Below are 17,872 nucleotides of genomic sequence, written 5' to 3'. Positions count from 1 at the left end.
CTTCGCCGGGGCTGCGGCATGACGACGACATGACTCAGAACAGCGACATCCTTTGTATCGGCTCGGTTCTTTGGGACGTGATTGGCCGGTCCGCCAGCGCCATGCGGCAGGGCTCGGACGTGCCGGGGCGGATCACCCGCCTGCCCGGCGGCGTGGCCATGAACATCGCCATGACGCTTGTGCGCTTTGGCATGACCCCCACCTTGCTGACCGCCATCGGGCGCGATCCCGAGGGAGATGAATTGGCAAACGCCTGTTCCCGACTAGGCATGGTGACGGATCACATTTACCGTTCGCAGGATTTGCCGACCGATCGTTACATGGCGGTCGAAGGGGCCAACGGCTTGATAGCAGCCATCGCTGATGCGCATTCGCTTGAAGCCGCGGGTGCCAAAATCCTGCGTCCACTGATGCACGGGCCGCTAGGGTACGAAAACGAGCCGTTCGAAGGCCCAATCGCGCTGGACGGGAACCTGACCCTGAACTTGCTTGAGGAAATCGCCCAAAGCCCCGCCTTTGCGCGCGCCGATCTGCGTGTGGCACCGGCCTCGCCCGGTAAAGCCGAACGTTTGCTGCCGTTCCTGAAACATGCGCGGGCCACGCTGTATGTGAACCTCGAAGAAGCCGGCATCCTGTGCCAGCGCGAATTCAAGGATTCCGAAAGCGCCGCCAAAGGCCTGCTGGATCGCGGCGCGCTGCGGGTGTTGGTCACCGACGGCGGAAGCTCGGCCACGGTTGGTAATGCGGATGAAATCCTGACCCAAACACCACCGTCCGTTTTGGTTACCCGCGTAACCGGCGCAGGCGACACATTCATGGCGGCCCACATCGCCTCAGAATCCGACGGAGCATCGAGCGAAGAGGCCCTGGCCCGCGCTTTGCACGCCGCCGCAACATACGTATCCGGAGAAACCCCACTGTGATCGACATTCAATATTCCGCCGAAGTCCGTGCTGCCAAGGACGCAGGCCAGCCTATCGTGGCACTGGAAAGCACCATCATCACCCACGGGATGCCTTACCCTCAGAACATCGAGGTTGCGGCACAGGTCGAACAGGACATCCGCGACGCGGGCGCAATTCCGGCAACCATGGCCGTGATCAAAGGCAAACTGCATGTGGGCCTTGAGGCTGATGAGCTGAAAGCGTTGGGTCAGGCGCAGGGCGTCGCCAAGCTGTCGCGCGCAGATATGGCCGCCTGCATGGCGACCGGCGGCACTGGCGCAACCACAGTCGCTGCGACGATGATTGCCGCCCATTATGCCGGGATTGAAGTGTTTGCCACCGGTGGCATTGGCGGCGTTCATCAGGGTGCCGAGACGACCTTTGATATCTCAGCCGATCTGCATGAGCTGGCCCAGTCTCCGGTTACAGTTGTGGCTGCGGGCGCAAAAGCCATCCTCGATCTGGCAAAAACGCTCGAGGTTTTGGAAACGCTGGGCGTTCCGGTCATCGCCTACGGGCAGGACGAATTCCCGGCCTTCTGGTCGGCCAAATCCCCTTATGCCGCGCCCCTGCGAATGGACAGTGCCGAGGACATCGCCACAGCGCACGCCACACGCCGCGCGCTTGGCTTGCCCGGCGGCCAGCTTGTTGCCAACCCAATTCCGACCGCCGATCAGATCCCGGCCGAAGAACTGGCTCCCATCATTGCATCGGCACAGGCCGACGCAGATACACACCGGATCAGCGGCAAAGGCGTCACGCCGTACCTGCTGCAACGGATTTACGAACAGACCGAAGGGCGTTCGCTGACGGCCAACATCGCCTTGGTCCGCAACAACGCCCGACTGGCGGCCGGAATTGCTCGGGCGCTGTCCGACTGAACCGATTGACATAAGCCTATTGTACCAAGGCACCCAACTGCTTAACTAATTCGGCAGAAAACCGCTCAGGACCGCAATGAACACGCCATTTGACGAAGAACCACATCGCCGCCCGGGCCTGTTTTCGCGACTGCGCGCGTCTTTCCTGACGGGCATCGTCGTGATTGCGCCGGTGTGGCTGACCATTTGGCTGATCTGGTCCGTGGTTGGCTGGATCGACAGTGCGGTACTGCCCATAATTCCACAACGGTTCCAGCCGCAGGAATATGTGGGCATCAACCTGCGCGGTGTCGGCGTTGTCATCTTCCTGATCTTCACTGTTCTGGTCGGATGGATCGCCAAAGGTATTCTGGGCCGGTCCCTGATCCAAATTGCCGAAAGCCTTGTCAGCCGGATGCCCGTTGTTCGATCCGTCTATTCCGGGATCAAACAGATCTCGGAAACGGTGTTTGCCCAGACTGAACGGTCATTCGAAAAAGCATGCCTGATCCAATACCCCCGCCGCGGCATCTGGGCAATCGGTTTCGTCTCTACCGCGGCAAAAGGCGAAGTCAGCGAGCGGGCTGAAACCGGGGGTGAACTGCTAGGTGTCTTCGTCCCGACCACGCCCAACCCGACCTCTGGCTTCCTATTGTTCTTCCCGGCCGAGGACGTGATCCTGTTGGATATGACAATCGAGGACGCCGCGAAGTTGGTGATTTCCGCAGGCCTTGTTTACCCCAACGAAAAAGACCCGACGCAGCCGCCCGAGTGATCAGCCAAACATCTCGGGCAGGTCGACGGTGCTGCGTGCGCCAAGATCGGCTTTGTGATCGCCGATGAACCGATGCGCCGCGGCGCGCCCGGCGTCCTTCAGCTTGTGCAGGATCACAGGGTTGGGAACCGTCTTGGTCGCCACAGACAGATCATTCATCAATTCGTCATCCGCAATCATGTGGACAAATACGCGGCTCATCTCTCCGGCCGTCAGCTTGCCGTCCGCCAACAGACGCTGAACAAAATTGATCGCCCGCAACTCGCGAAACAGGGATGAGTTAAAGCTGATCTCGTTGATCCGGTTCTGGATCTGCTGCGGAGTTTTTGGCACCTCATCGCGCTCAAGCGGGTTGATGTTCACGACCACGACGTCTTCAGGCAAATCACTGTTAAACAAAGGATAAAGCGCCGGGTTTCCAGTGTAACCACCATCCCAATATGCCTCGGTCCGGCCCGAGCTGGGGTCAAATATCTCGACGGCCTGAAACAGGCTAGGCAGGCAGGCCGAGGCCAAAATGGCATCCGTTGAAATCTCTTCCCCGGTGAACACCCGGATCTTGCCGCTGCGCACACAGGTCGCGCAGACAAACAACAGGGGTCCCTGATCCGTGCAAATCTCATCAAAGTTGAACCGATCGACAACCGGTTCCAGAGGATTGCGGTAAAACGGACCATAAGCATATGGCGACACTAGCCGCGACCAGGCATCACCAACCGAGAATGGCAGCGAATACTCCATCGACTGGGCAATCTGCGCAGGCTCCAGCGCCTGCATCCAGTTGGCAAGGCGCATATCACCCACCGCGCCCATCCGTGCCCATAGCCCGTCCAGACTGGCCCGTGCGCCATCACGTCCGTTGTGCACCATCCCGGATTTGAAAGCAGCGCCATTCAGCGCCCCGGCCGAGGTCCCAGTGATGGCCGCGACCTCGATATCCTCTTCGTCCAGCAGCCTGTCCAGAACGCCCCAGGTAAAGGCACCGTGCGCACCCCCACCCTGCAAAGCCAGATTGATCCGTTTCACTATTCCACCCCTTCATCTTTTTCAAAATACTCCGGGGGTGCGGGGGCAACGCCCCCGTGAAACCTCACAACGCTGTCCAACCGCCATCGACCGAGATCGTGGTCCCGGTGATCTGTGCTGCCGCATCCGAGCACAGGAAGATCGCGGTGCCACCCAATTGCTCGACCGTGGCGAATTCTTTCGAAGGTTGCCGTTCAAGCATCACGTTCTTGATCACGTCCTCACGGCTCATGCCGTATTCCTTCATGGTTCCTGGGATCTGTGCCTCGACCAATGGTGTCAGGACGTATCCCGGGCAGATCGCATTGCATGTGATCGGCTCCTGCGCAGTCTCCAGCGCCACGGTTTTGGTCATGCCAACCACGCCGTGTTTTGCCGCGACATAGGCCGCCTTGAACGGAGACGCTGTTAACCCGTGTGCCGAGGCGATATTCACAATACGTCCCCACCCGGCTTTGCGCATCATTGGCAGCGCCGCGGCCATCGTATGAAAAGTCGAGTTCATATTGATCGCGATGATCGCATCCCACTTTTCGACCGGAAATTGATCAACCGGCGCAACATGCTGAATGCCCGCGTTGTTCACCAGAATATCACATGCCCCCGCCTTTTCGATCAGCGCGCGGCATTCTTCACCCTTAGACATGTCCGCCTTGATATAGCGTGCGCTGGTCCCGGTCTCTTTCGAAATCTCAGCGGCCAGCGCATGATCTTCGTCGCGGTCGGTAAATGAATTCAGCACCACGTTAGCCCCGGCCTTCGCCAGCTCGCGCGCGACGCCTAATCCGATCCCTGAATTCGATCCGGTGATAATGGCTGTTTTTCCCGAAAGGCTCATGGCCGAACTCCCACAAAGTCAACTTTGGCGACACAGTGCCATGCTGCAGCTGCAAAGAAAACGGGGAAACATTCGGGCGACGCATCCTACGTCAGATCCGGACAAAAAAAACGCCCGCACGAAGCGGGCGTTAAGTTATTGAGGCAGGTTTCATACAGGCAAGAAACCTATCGAGCAGTGCATCCTTTATAAGCAATTTCTTGTGTTCGTCCAAGCTAAAAGTTTGAAAACAAGAAAAATCATAGCTACGATGAATCCCAACAAAATAAGGCCAGAGCAGGATTGTTTCCAAAATGAGCCCCGATTTTCTACGCCCCGTTCGCCCATTGATCGCGGGAATCACTGCACTTTTGAGCACGTCAATTGCTTATGCAGAATCGACCCATGGCATAGCTATGTATGGTGACCCCGCCTTACCACCGGATTTTGTGTCCCTGCCCTACGCAAATCCGGACGCGCCAAAAGGCGGGAAAGTCGTGTTCGGAAATACGGGCGGCTATAACAGTTTGAACCCGTTCGTGCAAAAAGGCAGCTCGCCCTGGCAATTGCGATTTTGGACCCACGAGGGCCTGATGGGCCGATCCTGGGACGAACCTTTCACTCTTTACGGGCTGTTAGCCGAATCAGTTGAGACAGCGCCGGACCGGTCCTGGGTCGAATTCACCCTGCGTGAGAACGCAGAATTCTCGGATGGTACACCAGTCACAGTGGATGATGTCATCTGGTCGTATGAGACTTTGGGAACCGAAGGCCACCTGCGTTATCGCGGGCTGTGGAGTAAGATTGACAGTATCGAACAGACCGGTCCCCGCTCGGTGCGCATCACCTTTAACGAACCCGACCGCGAGCTTGCCCTGATCGCCGGCCTGCGCCCGATCCTGCAGAAAGCCCAGTGGGAAGGTAAAGATTTTGCCAATGCCGGGTTGCATGACATTCCGGTCGGGACCGGGCCCTACGTCGTCGACAGCTATGAGGCCGGTAGATACGTGAACCTTAAGCGGAACCCGGATTATTGGGGCACTGACATCCCCTTCCGTAAAGGCACCATGAATTTGGACGAAATGCGGATCGAGTTCTACGGCGACGGCACTGTTCTGTTCGAGGCCTTCAAAGCCGGAGAACTGACCGCGGTACGTGAATTCAATGCCGACAAATGGGCCAACCAATACAATTTCCCGGCCGTCCAGCGTGGTGATGTGGTCAAGACCGAGATCCCGCACGGCAAGCCCTCGGGCATGACCGGGTTTGTCATGAACACCCGCAAAGCACCGTTTGACGACTGGCGTGTCCGCGAGGCGCTGACGCTGGCGTTCAATTTCGAATTCATCAACGACACGATTACCGGCAACGCGCAGCCGCGTATCTCATCCTATTTCTCGGGCTCGGACCTTGCGATGCAGCCCCGTCCGGCAAGTGGTCGCGTCGAAGAGCTGCTGATGGAATTCAAGGACGACCTGCCTCCGGGAACGCTTGAAGGCTATACATTGCCGGAAAGTGACGGATCGGCCCGCAATCGTTCGAACATCCGCGCCGCCACCAAACTGTTGGCCGAGGCTGGCTGGACCATCCAGGACGGCGTGCTGCGTAACGAAAACGGCGATGCCTTTACCGTGACCGTGTTGCTGCAACAGGGCGACACCGAAAGCGAAACGGCAATCGAGATCTACACGCGCGCACTGGAACGTCTTGGCATCGCGGTGAGCACCGAGCAGGTCGACAGCGCCCAGTTCACCAGCCGTACATCCGAGTTGGATTTCGACATGACCTATTTCCGTCGTGCGTTGTCCCTGTCACCCGGCAACGAGCAGCGCCTCTACTGGGGCAGCGAAAACGCGAATACTCCGGGCACGCGCAATTTGATGGGGGTGGCTTCACCCGCTGTGGACGGAATGATTGACGCCATGCTGGCCTCGGAAAGTCATGAGGATTTCGTTGCTGCAACGCGCGCGCTTGATCGTGTATTGACCGCCGGGCGCTATGTCATTCCGATCTGGAACTTTGATGTAGGCAGGATCGCCCACGCCAAGGAACTCAAGCAGCCGGAAAACTTGCCGATCTATGGCGATGGGCCAGAATACATGCCGCAGGTTTGGTGGTACGAACAGTAACGGGTCACGCGCAGCACCAAAGGGACGTGGGCGGAAATCGGCGCACAGCCTATTGGCACCGCATATTGCGGGTCGAGTTTTTGGTGCGCCAACATGTTGCAATTGCCCCAACGTCAAGTGCTCCCCTAAAAAACTCACACAAAAAGCTTTACTGAACAGGGTTTAGCGATATAGCTTGTGCATAAGCTGCAGTACGCTGCACGAATTGATTATTGCTTTGAATTTCAAAACGTAACTCTTCGTCCGGTGCGCAGCACATCGAATTTACGGACCGGCCTCCACTCACTCAAAATCAGGTCCGTCTGCCCGTTGCGGATAGGCTGCAACGGGCACTTTCGACCCCGTCAAAAATCAAACCGCCTCCCGACCTCGGGTGCGACATTTTGTCATGCCCGAACGCCCCCACCACCTTCGTACGCTGGTTCTTGGGACGAGCGGTTTGAAACCATGAAAACGGAAAGCTGTCTAATGTTGAAATGGACCGATCTGACGCAAGACCTAGACGCTATGTATACGCGCGCCAAACGGAGATTTCCGAACCTGCGGGATCAGGACATGGTGCGGTTAAGCCAAGACCGCAAATGTTTCGAAGCGTATCTGGCTGAACGTCATCAACTGACCATGAACGAAGCCCACGAAGAGCTTGAGGATTTTTTGTTCACGGAAGGTTTGAACCGCGAATTCAGCCGGTCGTTAAGTAAGTGATGTTACCCACAGGATCATTGCATCTTCGTCGCTGACCGAGATTACATTGTGCCCCATGCTCCCGTCGTAATAGGCGCTGTCGCCGCGGCGCATTTCGACTGGTTCATAAAACTCGGTGTAAAGGCGCACAACACCCGTCAAGACATACAAGAACTCTTCGCCGTCGTGGCGGACCCAGCCGTCGAACTCATCCATTGACCGCGCGCGGACACGGGCCCGATAAGGCAACATCTGCTTTTTGGTCAGCGTTTCGGCAAGCAGTTCATGTTCATAGGTGGTTGTGGGATGGGCAGACCCTTCGCCCATGCGCGTCACGGCCATCCGACCGATCACCTGGTCCCGCTGTGGCGCCGTAAACAGCTGCGGCACCGAGATCTCAAGACCGGTCGCAAGCTTTTTCAGCGCGTCATAGGTGGGCGACATCTGACCATTTTCGATCTTGCTGAGCGTAGAACGTGCCAGACCAGCCTGCGTGGCCGCCTGTTCAAGCGTCCATTTCCGCGCTTTCCGCAGCTCGCGCACACGCGCGCCGAGGTCCAGTGGTTCAACTTCCGTATGTTCGCCCGAGTCCCGGGCAATGCGGATCAAAGATGTCTGGTCTTGGGTGCTCATGCGTCATTCTATAGGCGCAGCCTGTCGCGCTTGCAACGCAGCATTGGTCGCGCTAGCCAGTTGCCATGCTTTCTATTTTTGATCAGGGACCGCCGCCCGCCTGCCCGTCTCCGTTCAATCTGGCAGCGCATGTACTGCGCTGTGCCGCCAAGCTTTCGGACAAGACCGCCCTGTCTGTTCTAGGGTCTTCGGATGCCGAGCATTTGACGTATAGCGAGTTGCAGCAGGCCATTCTGGGCACTGGCACAGGGTTGTTGAATGCCGGTTTGAAGCCCGGCGATATCGCGTTGATGCGGCTTGGAAACACGGTCGATTTCCCGATTGCCTATCTCGGAGCGATTGCTGTCGGCATCGTCCCGGTCCCAACGTCATCGCAGCTGACCGAGCCGGAAACAGAGCGCATGATCAACGATCTCAGACCTGCCGCCATTCTGCGTGACCCACAGGTTGCGTGCGCCGCGCATCCGGTTCAGATTGACCTGTCCGATTTGGCCGGAATGCGTGATCTGCCTGCTGCAGAATATCAAATGGGCGACCCGGAACGGATGGCCTATGTCGTCTATACTTCGGGCACATCGGGAAAACCGAGGGCTGTGGCCCACGCCCATCGTGCCATCTGGGCGCGTCAGATGATGGTGGATGGCTGGTACGGGCTGCGTGAAACCGATCGCCTGTGTCACGCAGGCGCGTTCAACTGGACCTATACCTTGGGCACCGGTCTGATGGATCCGTGGACCATTGGCGCAACGGCTCTTATCCCTGCGCCGGGCACCGATCTGGACGCTCTACCTGCCCTGCTACGCCATCATCAAGCTACCATCTTTGCGGCAGCACCGGGCGTATTCCGTAAGGTGGTGAGCTCAACAGACGACGTCGACCTGCCGGAATTGCGGCATGGGTTATGCGCCGGAGAAAAACTGTCACGGCATCTGCATGAACAGTGGACGCAAGCGACCGGCACTGAACTCTACGAGGCCTATGGCATGTCAGAGTGTTCGACTTTCATTTCGTCCAGCCCGGCGCATCCAGCGCGGTCCGATGCATTGGGCCAACCGCAGCCTGGCCGCCGTGTGGCTATCCTGGGACCTGACGGTCCCGTACCTCAGGGTCAGGAAGGCACCATTGCCATACACAGGTCCGACCCCGGTCTGATGCTGACCTATCTCAACGCCCCGGACGAGGCCGAAGCCCGGATGCAGGACGACTGGTTCCTGACCGGCGATCAAGGGGCCATGGCCGTGGATGGCCAGATCACCTATCTGGGTCGCGATGACGATATGATGAATGCGGGCGGCTATAGGGTGTCACCGGTTGAGGTCGAGGCGGCGCTGTCCCGGTATCCCGGCATCGCGCAGGTCGGAGCTGCGGCAGTCGAGGTCAAACAGGACACATTTGTGATAGCAGCCTTCTATACAGGACCGGAAAAGCTGGACGACAACGCCCTGCGTAATTATGTCGAGGCAAATCTGGCGCGCTATAAGCAACCGCGCGCCTTTATCCATCTGCCTGACCTGCCCACCGGCGGGAACGGGAAACTTCTGCGCCGGGCGCTGCCGGCCTATTTCAAGGCGACCAACCCATGACCGAGACCGTCAAGCTTGATATCATGTCCGACCCGATTTGCCCGTGGTGCTATATCGGCAAAACCCATCTGGACAAGGCGCTCGCGGCGATCCCGGACCATCCGTTTGTGATCGAATGGCATCCGTTCCAGTTGAACCCCGACATGCCGGATGCCGGGATGGATCGCCGCGAGTATCTCGAACGCAAGTTCGGGGGCAAGGAAGGCGCGGTGCGTGCCTATGCTCCGGTCGTTGATCATGCCGAGAACGCAGGCCTTAAGATCGACTTCGAAGGCATGGAGCGCACGCCCAACACACTGGACGCGCACCGCCTGATCCATTGGGCCGGGATTGAAGGCAAACAGAACGCCGTAGTCGATGCGTTGTTCGATGCCTATTTCGTGCAGGCCCGCGATATCGGCGATCATGAGGTTCTGGCCGATATTGCCGACAATGCGGGAATGGACGCAGCGGTCGTGCTGAAACTGCTGAAATCCGACGCGGACCGCGAGGATATCAGCAACCGTGACAGCCATTCCAGGAAGATGGGCGTCAGCTCTGTCCCGACGTTCATCGTTGCCAATCAACATGCCGTCCCCGGGGCGCAACCCCCTGAAATGTGGGAAAAAGCGATTGCTGAAATCATGTCTCAACTTGAGGCTTCCGCCGCAAATTAGCACAGACCTCTGTGCAATTTGACACCTAGCGTCAACTGATTTGCCGTGATAGCGCGAACAGATCAGGAGGGCGTTATGGCCAATCGCATGTCACGGGGTGAGTTCATAGCACTTGTCGCAATGATGTTTGCGACGATCGCGTTTTCGATCGATTCCATGTTGCCTGCGCTGCCAAATATCGGCGCGCAACTCAGCCCCGACGACGTCAACAAAGCCCAGCTGATCCTAACCTCGTTTGTGTTGGGCATGGGGATTGGCACGTTTTTTACCGGGCCGCTGTCGGACGCCTTTGGCCGCAAACCAGTGATCTATGTCGGATCGGCACTGTATATCATTGCAGCGGCGGCTGCCTGGGCCAGTTCATCACTCGAAATGCTATTGGTCGCCCGTATCTTCCAGGGGATCGGATGTGCGGCCCCGCGCGTGGTGGCCATGGCGATTATTCGCGATCTGTATTCGGGCCGAGAGATGGCGCGGATTGTATCGATTGCGATGATGATCTTCACCCTGGTCCCTGCGATCGCGCCAATGCTTGGTGCCGGAGTGATCGCACTGACCGGATGGCGGGGTATCTTTGCCTCATTCATCCTGTTCTCACTAATCACCATCGTCTGGATGGGCCTGCGCCTTCCGGAACCCCTGTCGGTCGAGAACCGTCGCCCGCTGCGCCTGCCCCTTATACTGGACGCCGCACGCCAGATGTTCACACATCCAACTGTCCGACTGTCGATCTTGGTTCAGACATTGTGTCTGGGTATGTTGTTCACCATGCTGACGATGGTTCAACCGGTCTACGATGTCATCCACGACAGTGCCGACAGTTTTCCGTTCTGGTTCGGGTTCGTGGCGTTGATGGCGGGCTCAGCCAGCCTTTTAAACGCGGCCCTTGTTATCAAATTGGGCATGCGTCGGATCGTGACATGGGCGTTGGGCGCGCAGGTCCTCTTTACCACAGCTGTCATCGCCCTGAATGCGGCAGACCTTTCGCCCACCATGTCTTTCGCCGTTTTCGTAGGCTGGCAAACGGCAGTCTTCTTTATGGCAGGCATGACTATGGGCAACCTGAACGCCATCGCGATGGAGCCAATGGGCCATATCGCGGGCATGGCAGCCTCGGTGATCGGAGCGATCTCGACCGTGTTTGCAGCCGCGATTGCGGCCCCCATCGGGCAGATGTTCGACGGGTCTATCACCCCGCTGGCTGTTGGCATCCTGGCCATGAGCGCCGCGGGCTTCGGCCTGATGCTGCATATGGGGCGGATCGAAAACAGGCTTCCAGCCTGATCTGTGCAGGAACGGTGAATCAGGCTAACATCTGCTCAATATGAGTGGAGTTTTTCAGTGAGCGACTACTACGATCTTGGCGCATATTCCAGTCCGATAACGACGGCCTCAGCAGACGCACAGCTTTGGTTCGACCGAGGGCTGAATTGGACCTACGGCTATAACCACGACGAAGCGGTTGTGTGTTTTCAGCGCGCGCTTGAGTTTGACCCTGACTGCGCGATGGCCCACTGGGGCGTGGCTTATGCTGCAGGGCCAAACTACAACCTTCCTTGGAACTTGCTGGATGACCGCGGGCAACGAAAGGCGCTGGCACTGGCCTATGATGCCACGCAGAAAGCCGTGGCTTTGGCCGAAGGGTGCAGCCCGACGGAACAGGCGCTGATCCGCGCCCTGCCCGCGCGGTATCCACAGCGCGATCCTGTCGACGACATGCATAGCTGGGATCACGATTTTGCCGCCGCGATGCGCGTCGCCTTTGCAGAGCAGTCGGGTCACCTCGATCTGCGCACCATCTATGTCGAGTCTCTGCTCAACCTGACCCCCTGGCAGATGTGGGACCTGAAAACCGGTAAACCCGCTGAGGGCGCCGCGACTCTGGAAGCACAAAAAGCCCTGGAAGACGCGATGGCAGACGATCCGGCGGCGATGTCGCACCCGGGTCTGTTGCACCTCTATGTCCACTTGATGGAAATGTCGCCCACACCGGAAAAGGCGCTGAAGGCCGGGGATATCCTGCGCACTCTGGTTCCCGATGCAGGGCATTTGGTGCATATGCCAACCCATATCGACGTGTTGTGCGGGCACTATCAGAACGTCGTTCACTGGAATGAAAAGGCGACCGTGGCTGACTTGAAGTATTATGAGCGCGAAGGCGCGTTCAACATCTACACAGGCTATCGCCAGCACGACTATCATTTTGCCATCTACGGCGCGCTGTTTCTGGGTCAGATGGAACCCGCCCTGCGTGCCAATCAGGGCATCTGGGACACCACCCCCGAAGAGATGCTGCGCACGGAAAGCCCGCCCATGGCGGATTTCTTCGAAAGCTACATGTCGATGGGGCCGCATATCCTGATCCGGTTTGGCCGGTGGGAAGAAGCAAAGGCCCTGCCCTTGCCCGATGATCAGGATCTCTACCGCACTGTCACCGCAACCACCCATTACGCACGTGCAGTCGCCTATGCGGCCACAGGTGAGGTGCCCGAAGCAGAGGCCGAAGAGCAACTGTTCCTTGCCGCCAAGGATCGGGTTCCGGAAACCCGGCTGCTGCACAACAACCGCGTGATCGACTTGCTGGACATCGCCCGCGAAATGCTGCGGGGCGAGATTGAGTATCGCAAAGGCAACTATGATGCTGCTTTCGCCCATCTGAGGCGCTCTGTCGAATTGGACGACACGCTGCCCTACGACGAGCCTTGGGGTTGGATGCAACCCGCGCGCCACGCGCTTGGTGCGTTGTTGTACGAACAGGGCCGCGTGCCCGAGGCCGAAGCAGTGTATCGCGAAGATCTAGGGCTTGGCGGCACTCTGAGCCGCGCCTCAATCCACCCCGACAATGTCTGGAGTTTAAAGGGCCTGCATGATTGTCTGAAAGCACGCGGTGAGACAGTTGAGATCAAATTGATCAAACAACGTCTTGATCTGGCGCTTGCCCGCGCTGACCGGGCCGTCGGGGCCTCGTGTTTTTGCGCGCAGGCAGCAATGAAGGCCGCAGAATGATCCGTGCAGTTATGTTGTCGCTGCTTTTTTGTGGCCCAGCCCTGGCTGACCGGCAGTCATTTCCGCCGGTCGATGAAGCAGAACGCGATCCTACCCTTGTGGCCTTTCGGGAGAGTTTGTTGGCGAGCGTGGCCGCACGTGATACCGACACCGTTATCGCAGCTGCTTGCCCGGACATCTACCTCAGCCATGGCGGAAGCGGTGGGCCCGGGGAATTCCTTGAATACCTCGGCCCGGAAAACAGCTCTCTAGAAGACCAGAGCCGCGAAGCCTATTGGAGCGATCTGGAAACCACCCTGTCCCAACCGGGCTATTTCGACGACGAGGGCGAGTTTTGGATGCCGCATCAATGGCAGATCACCTTGCCTGCCTCATTGGACCCTTACGTGGCCTACTTTGTCACCGGTGAGAACGTCAGTCTTCGGCAAGCCGCCGAACCAGGCTCCCCAGCGCTGAGCCTCATCAGCTACGAGATCGTCATCGTCCCGACCCATCGAGACGGTGCCGACTATCAACCGGTGATGCTGACTGACGGCACGCGGGGATTCATGCACGGTGACTTTCTCTGGCCCATGACAGGCCACCGCGCCGCATTCGTAAAATCCGACGCGGGCGAATGGCAATTGTGCACTTTCGTCAGCGGAGACTAGGCTTTCGCCTTTTTCTTCTTCGCTGCCATGACCTTTTCCGCCAGATCGCGGGCGATGGCGAATGCGCCTTTGATCTTGTCGCTGTCCTTCTTCCAATCGCGTCTGACGACGATCTTGTTGTCCTTGACCTTGGCCAAACCGCGCTGGTTCTGAATGAACTCTACCAAACCCTCCGGCGAGGCGAACTTGTCGTTGTGGAACTGGATTGTCGCGCCTTTCGGCCCGCCATCCAGCTTGGCGATCCCTGCGCGTTTGCACATCGCCTTGATACGCACGACCAGCATCAGGGTGTTCACCTCTTTCGGTAGCGTTCCGAACCGGTCAATCAGTTCTGCGGCAAAACCTTCCAGCTCGACCTTGGTCGAAAGCGATGACAGGCGACGATAAAGCCCCAAACGCACGTCCAGATCGGGCACGTAATCTTCGGGGATCAGAACTGGCACGCCCAGATTGATCTGTGGCGCCCATTGGTCGTCGGCTTCCGACAGCCCCTCCATCTCGCCTGCTTTGATCTTGGCAATCGCCTCCTCCAGCATGGATTGATAGAGCTCATAGCCGACATCGCGCATCTGGCCGGACTGTTCCTCGCCCAGCAAGTTGCCCGCACCACGAATGTCCAGATCCTGCGATGCCAGCGTGAACCCGGCCCCCAGAGTATCCAGCGAGCCCAGAACCCGCAGGCGCTTTTCGGCTGTCGCCGTCAGTTTCTGACGCGGCTTGGTGGTCAAGTACGCATAGGCACGGGTTTTAGACCGCCCCACCCGACCACGGATTTGATAAAGCTGCGCCAGCCCGAACATATCCGCCCGGTGCACGACCATCGTGTTCGCGGTAGGAATATCCAGCCCACTTTCGACAATCGTCGTTGCCAACAGCACGTCGTACTTGCCGTCATAAAAAGCGTTCATTCGGTCGTCGAGTTCACCCGCCGCCATTTGCCCATGCGCCACCATATAAGTCAGCTCGGGCAGTTGTTCCTTTAGGAATTCTTCGATCTCTGGCAGGTCCGAGATGCGGGGAACAACGTAGAAGCTCTGCCCGCCTCGATAGTGTTCGCGCAGCAGGGCTTCGCGTATGGTCACGGCGTCGAATTCGCTGACATACGTGCGAATGGCAAGACGATCGATAGGCGGTGTGCCGATAATCGACAGGTCGCGCACCCCTGTCAGCGACAGTTGCAGCGTCCGCGGGATCGGCGTGGCGGTCAGGGTCAGAACGTGAATGTCGCTGCGCAGCTGTTTCAGGCGTTCCTTGTGACCGACGCCAAAATGCTGTTCTTCGTCGATGATCAACAGGCCTAGATTGTTGAACCGGATACCCTTGGCCAGCAAGGCATGGGTGCCGATCACGATGTCGACGGTCCCGCGCGCCATACCATCACGGGTCTGCTGTGCATCTTTCGCCGACACAAAGCGCGACAGCTGCCGCACCTCCAATGGAAAGCCCCGGAACCGTTCCTTGAAACTGGCCGCGTGCTGACGCGCCAGCAATGTGGTCGGTGCAATCACGGCCACCTGAACACCGGACATCGCGGCGACAAAGGCCGCGCGCATGGCAACCTCGGTTTTGCCAAAGCCCACGTCACCACAGATCAACCGATCCATCGGTGCGCCGGAGTGCATGTCCTCCATCACCTCGGAAATCGCGCGCAGTTGGTCGTCGGTTTCCTGATATGGAAAACGGGCGCTGAACTCCTCCCACGCGTGGGGCGGCGGATCCATGACCGGAGCTTTGCGCAAAGCGCGTTCCGCGGCGATACGGATCAGTTTGTCCGCCATCTCGCGGATGCGTTCTTTCAGCTTGGCTTTCTTAGCCTGCCACGCACCTCCACCCAAGCGGTCCAGCAGACCTTCGTCATGGCCGTATTTCGACAGCAGCTCGATGTTCTCGACCGGCAGGTAGAGCTTGGACTGCTCGGCATATTCCAACAGCAGGCATTCATGCGCTGCACCGGCGGCCGTGACCACCTCCATCCCCATGTACCGCCCGATCCCGTGATCGACATGAACCACCAGATCGCCGGGGCTGAGCGATTGGGTTTCGGTCAGGAAGTTCTCGGCCTTGCGGCGCTTCTTGGGCTGGCGGATGAGGCGGTCACCCAGCACGTCCTGCTCGGCGATCACGGTCAGACCGGGCGTTTCAAAACCGTGCTCAAGCGCCCAGACAGCCAGATGCAATCCGCGTTTGCCAATCCGGGTGCCATCGCTGACAGGGACGGCTTCGGCCAGGCCTTCATCCTCGATCAACCCTGTTAGGCGCTCTCGTGCCCCTTCAGAATATGACGCAATCAAGACGGGCCCCTTGGCCATCTTGTCGGTGATATGGCTTGCCAAAGCACCAAACAGGCTGATGTTTTCCTGCTGCCGCTCTGGCGCGAAATTGCGTCCGATCCGCCCACCTGCATCGATCACACCGGGACCGCTGACCTGAGGCAGCGGGCTGAACTGCATCACCCGCCTGTCCGCGACCGCCTGCTCCCATGCGGCATCGTCTAAATAGAGTAAACCGGGTGGTGTTGGCTTATACACCGTATCCATGCGCGAACGGTTTTCCAGTGCCAGACGCCGCGTTTCATACTGATCGGCAATTGTATCCCAGCGTGCCAGCCGCGTGGGTGTCACCTGATCATCCACAGTGATCGTCGCATCCGGTAGATAATCAAACAGGGTTTCCAGCTTTTCGTGGAAGAACGGCAGCCAGTGTTCGATGCCCTGATGCTTGCGGCCCGCGCTGATCGCCTCATACAGCGGATCATCGGTGCCCGCCGCGCCAAATTCGATGCGATAGTTTTGGCGGAACCGCGTTATGGCGGCGTCATCCAGAATGACCTCGGACACCGGGGCCAATTCGACAACATCCAACTTTTCGGTCGTGCGTTGCGAGACCGGATCGAACCGGCGCGCGCCGTCCAACACGTCTCCGAACAGATCCAAACGTACGGGACCGGATTCGCCCGGAGGGAAAATGTCGATGATACCGCCACGAACCGCGTAATCACCCGGCTCCATCACCGTCGGACTTTGCGTGAACCCCATGCGTACAAGGAAGTTCCGCAGCGCCGTTTCGTCGACGCGGTGATTCACGCGAGCGGTAAAGGCCGCCTCGCGCAGCACATCTCGCGCAGGCACGCGCTGGGTCGCGGCGTTCAGCGTGGTCAGCAGGACAAACCGTTCCGGCATCTGATGCACCAATGCCGCCAAAGTCGCCACACGCGCCGCCGCAATGTCGGCGTTGGGTGACACCCGGTCATATGGCAGGCAGTCCCACCCCGGGAACACAAAGACCGGCATATCGGGGGCAAAGAAGGCCAGTGCGGCCCGCATTGCCTCCATCCGTTTGTCATCACGCGCGACGTGGCAGACCGGCCCGCCAACGCGCGCGATCTCATTCAGAACAAGCTGTGCGTCAAACCCTTCTGGAGCGCCGCCAACCGTCACATGGTTCGGAGCTGTCATCGCTTTGCCTTTCTGGTTTTCATCCCCCGAGAACGCCGATCGAGACGTTCTGGTACATACCCCAAAGTGACGTGATGACAATTGAGATCATGCCAATGATCTGGGTGTAAATCCTGCAGCGTACAAGGATCTTTGACACGCTTCCGAGCACCGGCTCGATGCCTTGCAACTTGCGCGCGGCGCGAATGTTGATCAGCATCACCAAACTCACGGGGAACAGCAACAAAAACACGGCCTGTGCAAATTCAACGCCATAGTAGAAACCCAACATCGCAAGCCCGGTAAAAAAGAAACAGCATAAAGCAAGAATAACCAGGCCTGACATATCAACGATGTAAAGCAGCCTGTTCCCATTGATCCGAACGATATCCAGCAGGTCCTGCTCGGACTGTCCGCCAACACGACGGGCACGTACAAGCAGATCGTAGGGAACCCCCATCGCCCAGTGGCTGGCCGACGACCAGAGCACCGCCAGCACGATCCAGTACCACAGATTCGAAAAGCTGCGCATGTCGATGAGTTCGAAAATCGAAGAGTGCAAATCCACGCATCAGCCCTTTGTTCATTGTCCTTGGGGCGTTCTTCGCGCAGGCGCGTCCAATGTTACCCTTGAGACCATCGGGAATTCATGCCACCCAATGCACGATTATTCAA

At 58.4% G+C, this 17,872-nt stretch carries 15 protein-coding genes; 10 read left to right on the top strand and 5 right to left on the bottom strand.

What is annotated here, in order from left to right; translation table 11 throughout:
- Positions 1 to 29: 29 nt before the first annotated feature.
- From AC2FFH_RS09215 to AC2FFH_RS09205, 3 genes are all read left to right on the top strand, one after another.
- Positions 30 to 923 carry a PfkB family carbohydrate kinase gene (locus AC2FFH_RS09215; RefSeq protein ID WP_113790158.1) on the top strand — a complete coding sequence of 298 codons (894 nt, stop codon included), beginning with the start codon at positions 30 to 32 and terminating at the stop codon, positions 921 to 923.
- Positions 920 to 1,825: a pseudouridine-5'-phosphate glycosidase gene (locus tag AC2FFH_RS09210; protein WP_496844245.1), complete on the top strand. Its 906-nt coding sequence runs from the start codon at positions 920 to 922 to the stop codon at positions 1,823 to 1,825. Before AC2FFH_RS09215 ends, AC2FFH_RS09210 begins: the two co-directional genes overlap by 4 nt.
- Before the next feature lie 76 nt (positions 1,826 to 1,901).
- On the top strand, positions 1,902 to 2,579 hold the full coding sequence (locus AC2FFH_RS09205; protein ID WP_058278068.1) for a DUF502 domain-containing protein: 678 nt from the start codon (positions 1,902 to 1,904) through the stop codon (positions 2,577 to 2,579).
- On the opposite strand, the gene AC2FFH_RS09200 is transcribed toward AC2FFH_RS09205, so the two are convergent.
- Together AC2FFH_RS09200 and AC2FFH_RS09195 are read right to left on the bottom strand one after the other, a co-directional pair.
- Positions 2,580 to 3,608 (bottom strand): patatin-like phospholipase family protein, encoded by a 1,029-nt coding sequence (locus tag AC2FFH_RS09200; protein ID WP_496765341.1) that lies wholly within the window; start codon positions 3,606 to 3,608, stop codon positions 2,580 to 2,582. It lies immediately after the preceding gene.
- 61 nt (positions 3,609 to 3,669) lie between these two features.
- Positions 3,670 to 4,443 (bottom strand): 3-hydroxybutyrate dehydrogenase, encoded by a 774-nt coding sequence (locus AC2FFH_RS09195; RefSeq protein ID WP_282118313.1) that lies wholly within the window; start codon positions 4,441 to 4,443, stop codon positions 3,670 to 3,672.
- A 293-nt stretch (positions 4,444 to 4,736) separates the two neighbouring features.
- On the opposite strand from AC2FFH_RS09195, the gene AC2FFH_RS09190 reads away from it, so the two are divergent.
- The gene (locus AC2FFH_RS09190; RefSeq protein WP_496764633.1) at positions 4,737 to 6,551 is read left to right on the top strand and encodes an extracellular solute-binding protein; all 1,815 of its coding nucleotides are present in this window, start codon (positions 4,737 to 4,739) and stop codon (positions 6,549 to 6,551) included.
- Positions 6,552 to 7,019: 468 nt separating this feature from the next.
- Positions 7,020 to 7,256: a hypothetical protein gene (locus tag AC2FFH_RS09185; protein ID WP_496723024.1), complete on the top strand. Its 237-nt coding sequence runs from the start codon at positions 7,020 to 7,022 to the stop codon at positions 7,254 to 7,256.
- Here AC2FFH_RS09185 and AC2FFH_RS09180 read toward each other — a convergent pair.
- A complete protein-coding gene (locus AC2FFH_RS09180) occupies positions 7,245 to 7,868 on the bottom strand; it encodes a helix-turn-helix domain-containing protein (protein WP_058271780.1) in 624 nt (207 codons plus the stop codon). The genes AC2FFH_RS09185 and AC2FFH_RS09180 overlap by 12 nt on opposite strands.
- A gap of 65 nt (positions 7,869 to 7,933) precedes the next feature.
- Here AC2FFH_RS09180 and AC2FFH_RS09175 point away from each other — a divergent pair, with 65 nt between their 5' ends.
- The 5 genes from AC2FFH_RS09175 to AC2FFH_RS09155 all read left to right on the top strand — a co-directional run bounded on the left by AC2FFH_RS09175 (position 7,934) and on the right by AC2FFH_RS09155 (position 13,763).
- Positions 7,934 to 9,451: a class I adenylate-forming enzyme family protein gene (locus AC2FFH_RS09175; RefSeq protein WP_496844244.1), complete on the top strand. Its 1,518-nt coding sequence runs from the start codon at positions 7,934 to 7,936 to the stop codon at positions 9,449 to 9,451.
- Positions 9,448 to 10,107, top strand: coding sequence for a DsbA family oxidoreductase (locus AC2FFH_RS09170; RefSeq protein WP_496764628.1), 660 nt, complete (start codon positions 9,448 to 9,450; stop codon positions 10,105 to 10,107). The genes AC2FFH_RS09175 and AC2FFH_RS09170 overlap by 4 nt, the downstream gene beginning before the upstream one ends.
- A 75-nt stretch (positions 10,108 to 10,182) precedes the next feature.
- Positions 10,183 to 11,391, top strand: coding sequence for an MFS transporter (locus AC2FFH_RS09165; RefSeq protein WP_496844243.1), 1,209 nt, complete (start codon positions 10,183 to 10,185; stop codon positions 11,389 to 11,391).
- Positions 11,392 to 11,448: 57 nt separating this feature from the next.
- Entirely contained in the window at positions 11,449 to 13,113 is a 1,665-nt protein-coding gene (locus AC2FFH_RS09160; RefSeq protein WP_496844242.1) for a tetratricopeptide repeat protein, read from the top strand.
- The gene (locus tag AC2FFH_RS09155; protein ID WP_496844241.1) at positions 13,110 to 13,763 is read left to right on the top strand and encodes an SH3 domain-containing protein; all 654 of its coding nucleotides are present in this window, start codon (positions 13,110 to 13,112) and stop codon (positions 13,761 to 13,763) included. The genes AC2FFH_RS09160 and AC2FFH_RS09155 overlap by 4 nt, the downstream gene beginning before the upstream one ends.
- Here the strand turns inward: AC2FFH_RS09155 and mfd are convergent.
- A complete protein-coding gene (mfd, locus tag AC2FFH_RS09150) occupies positions 13,760 to 17,218 on the bottom strand; it encodes a transcription-repair coupling factor (RefSeq protein ID WP_496844240.1) in 3,459 nt (1,152 codons plus the stop codon). The genes AC2FFH_RS09155 and mfd overlap by 4 nt on opposite strands.
- 19 nt (positions 17,219 to 17,237) lie before the next feature.
- A complete protein-coding gene (locus tag AC2FFH_RS09145) occupies positions 17,238 to 17,765 on the bottom strand; it encodes a component of SufBCD complex (protein WP_496723037.1) in 528 nt (175 codons plus the stop codon).
- Between the last annotated feature and the right edge of the window lie 107 nt (positions 17,766 to 17,872).

The sequence above is a fragment of the Ruegeria sp. YTSC003 genome (assembly GCF_059609785.1).
This window is presented reverse-complemented; position numbering and strand designations above follow the sequence as displayed.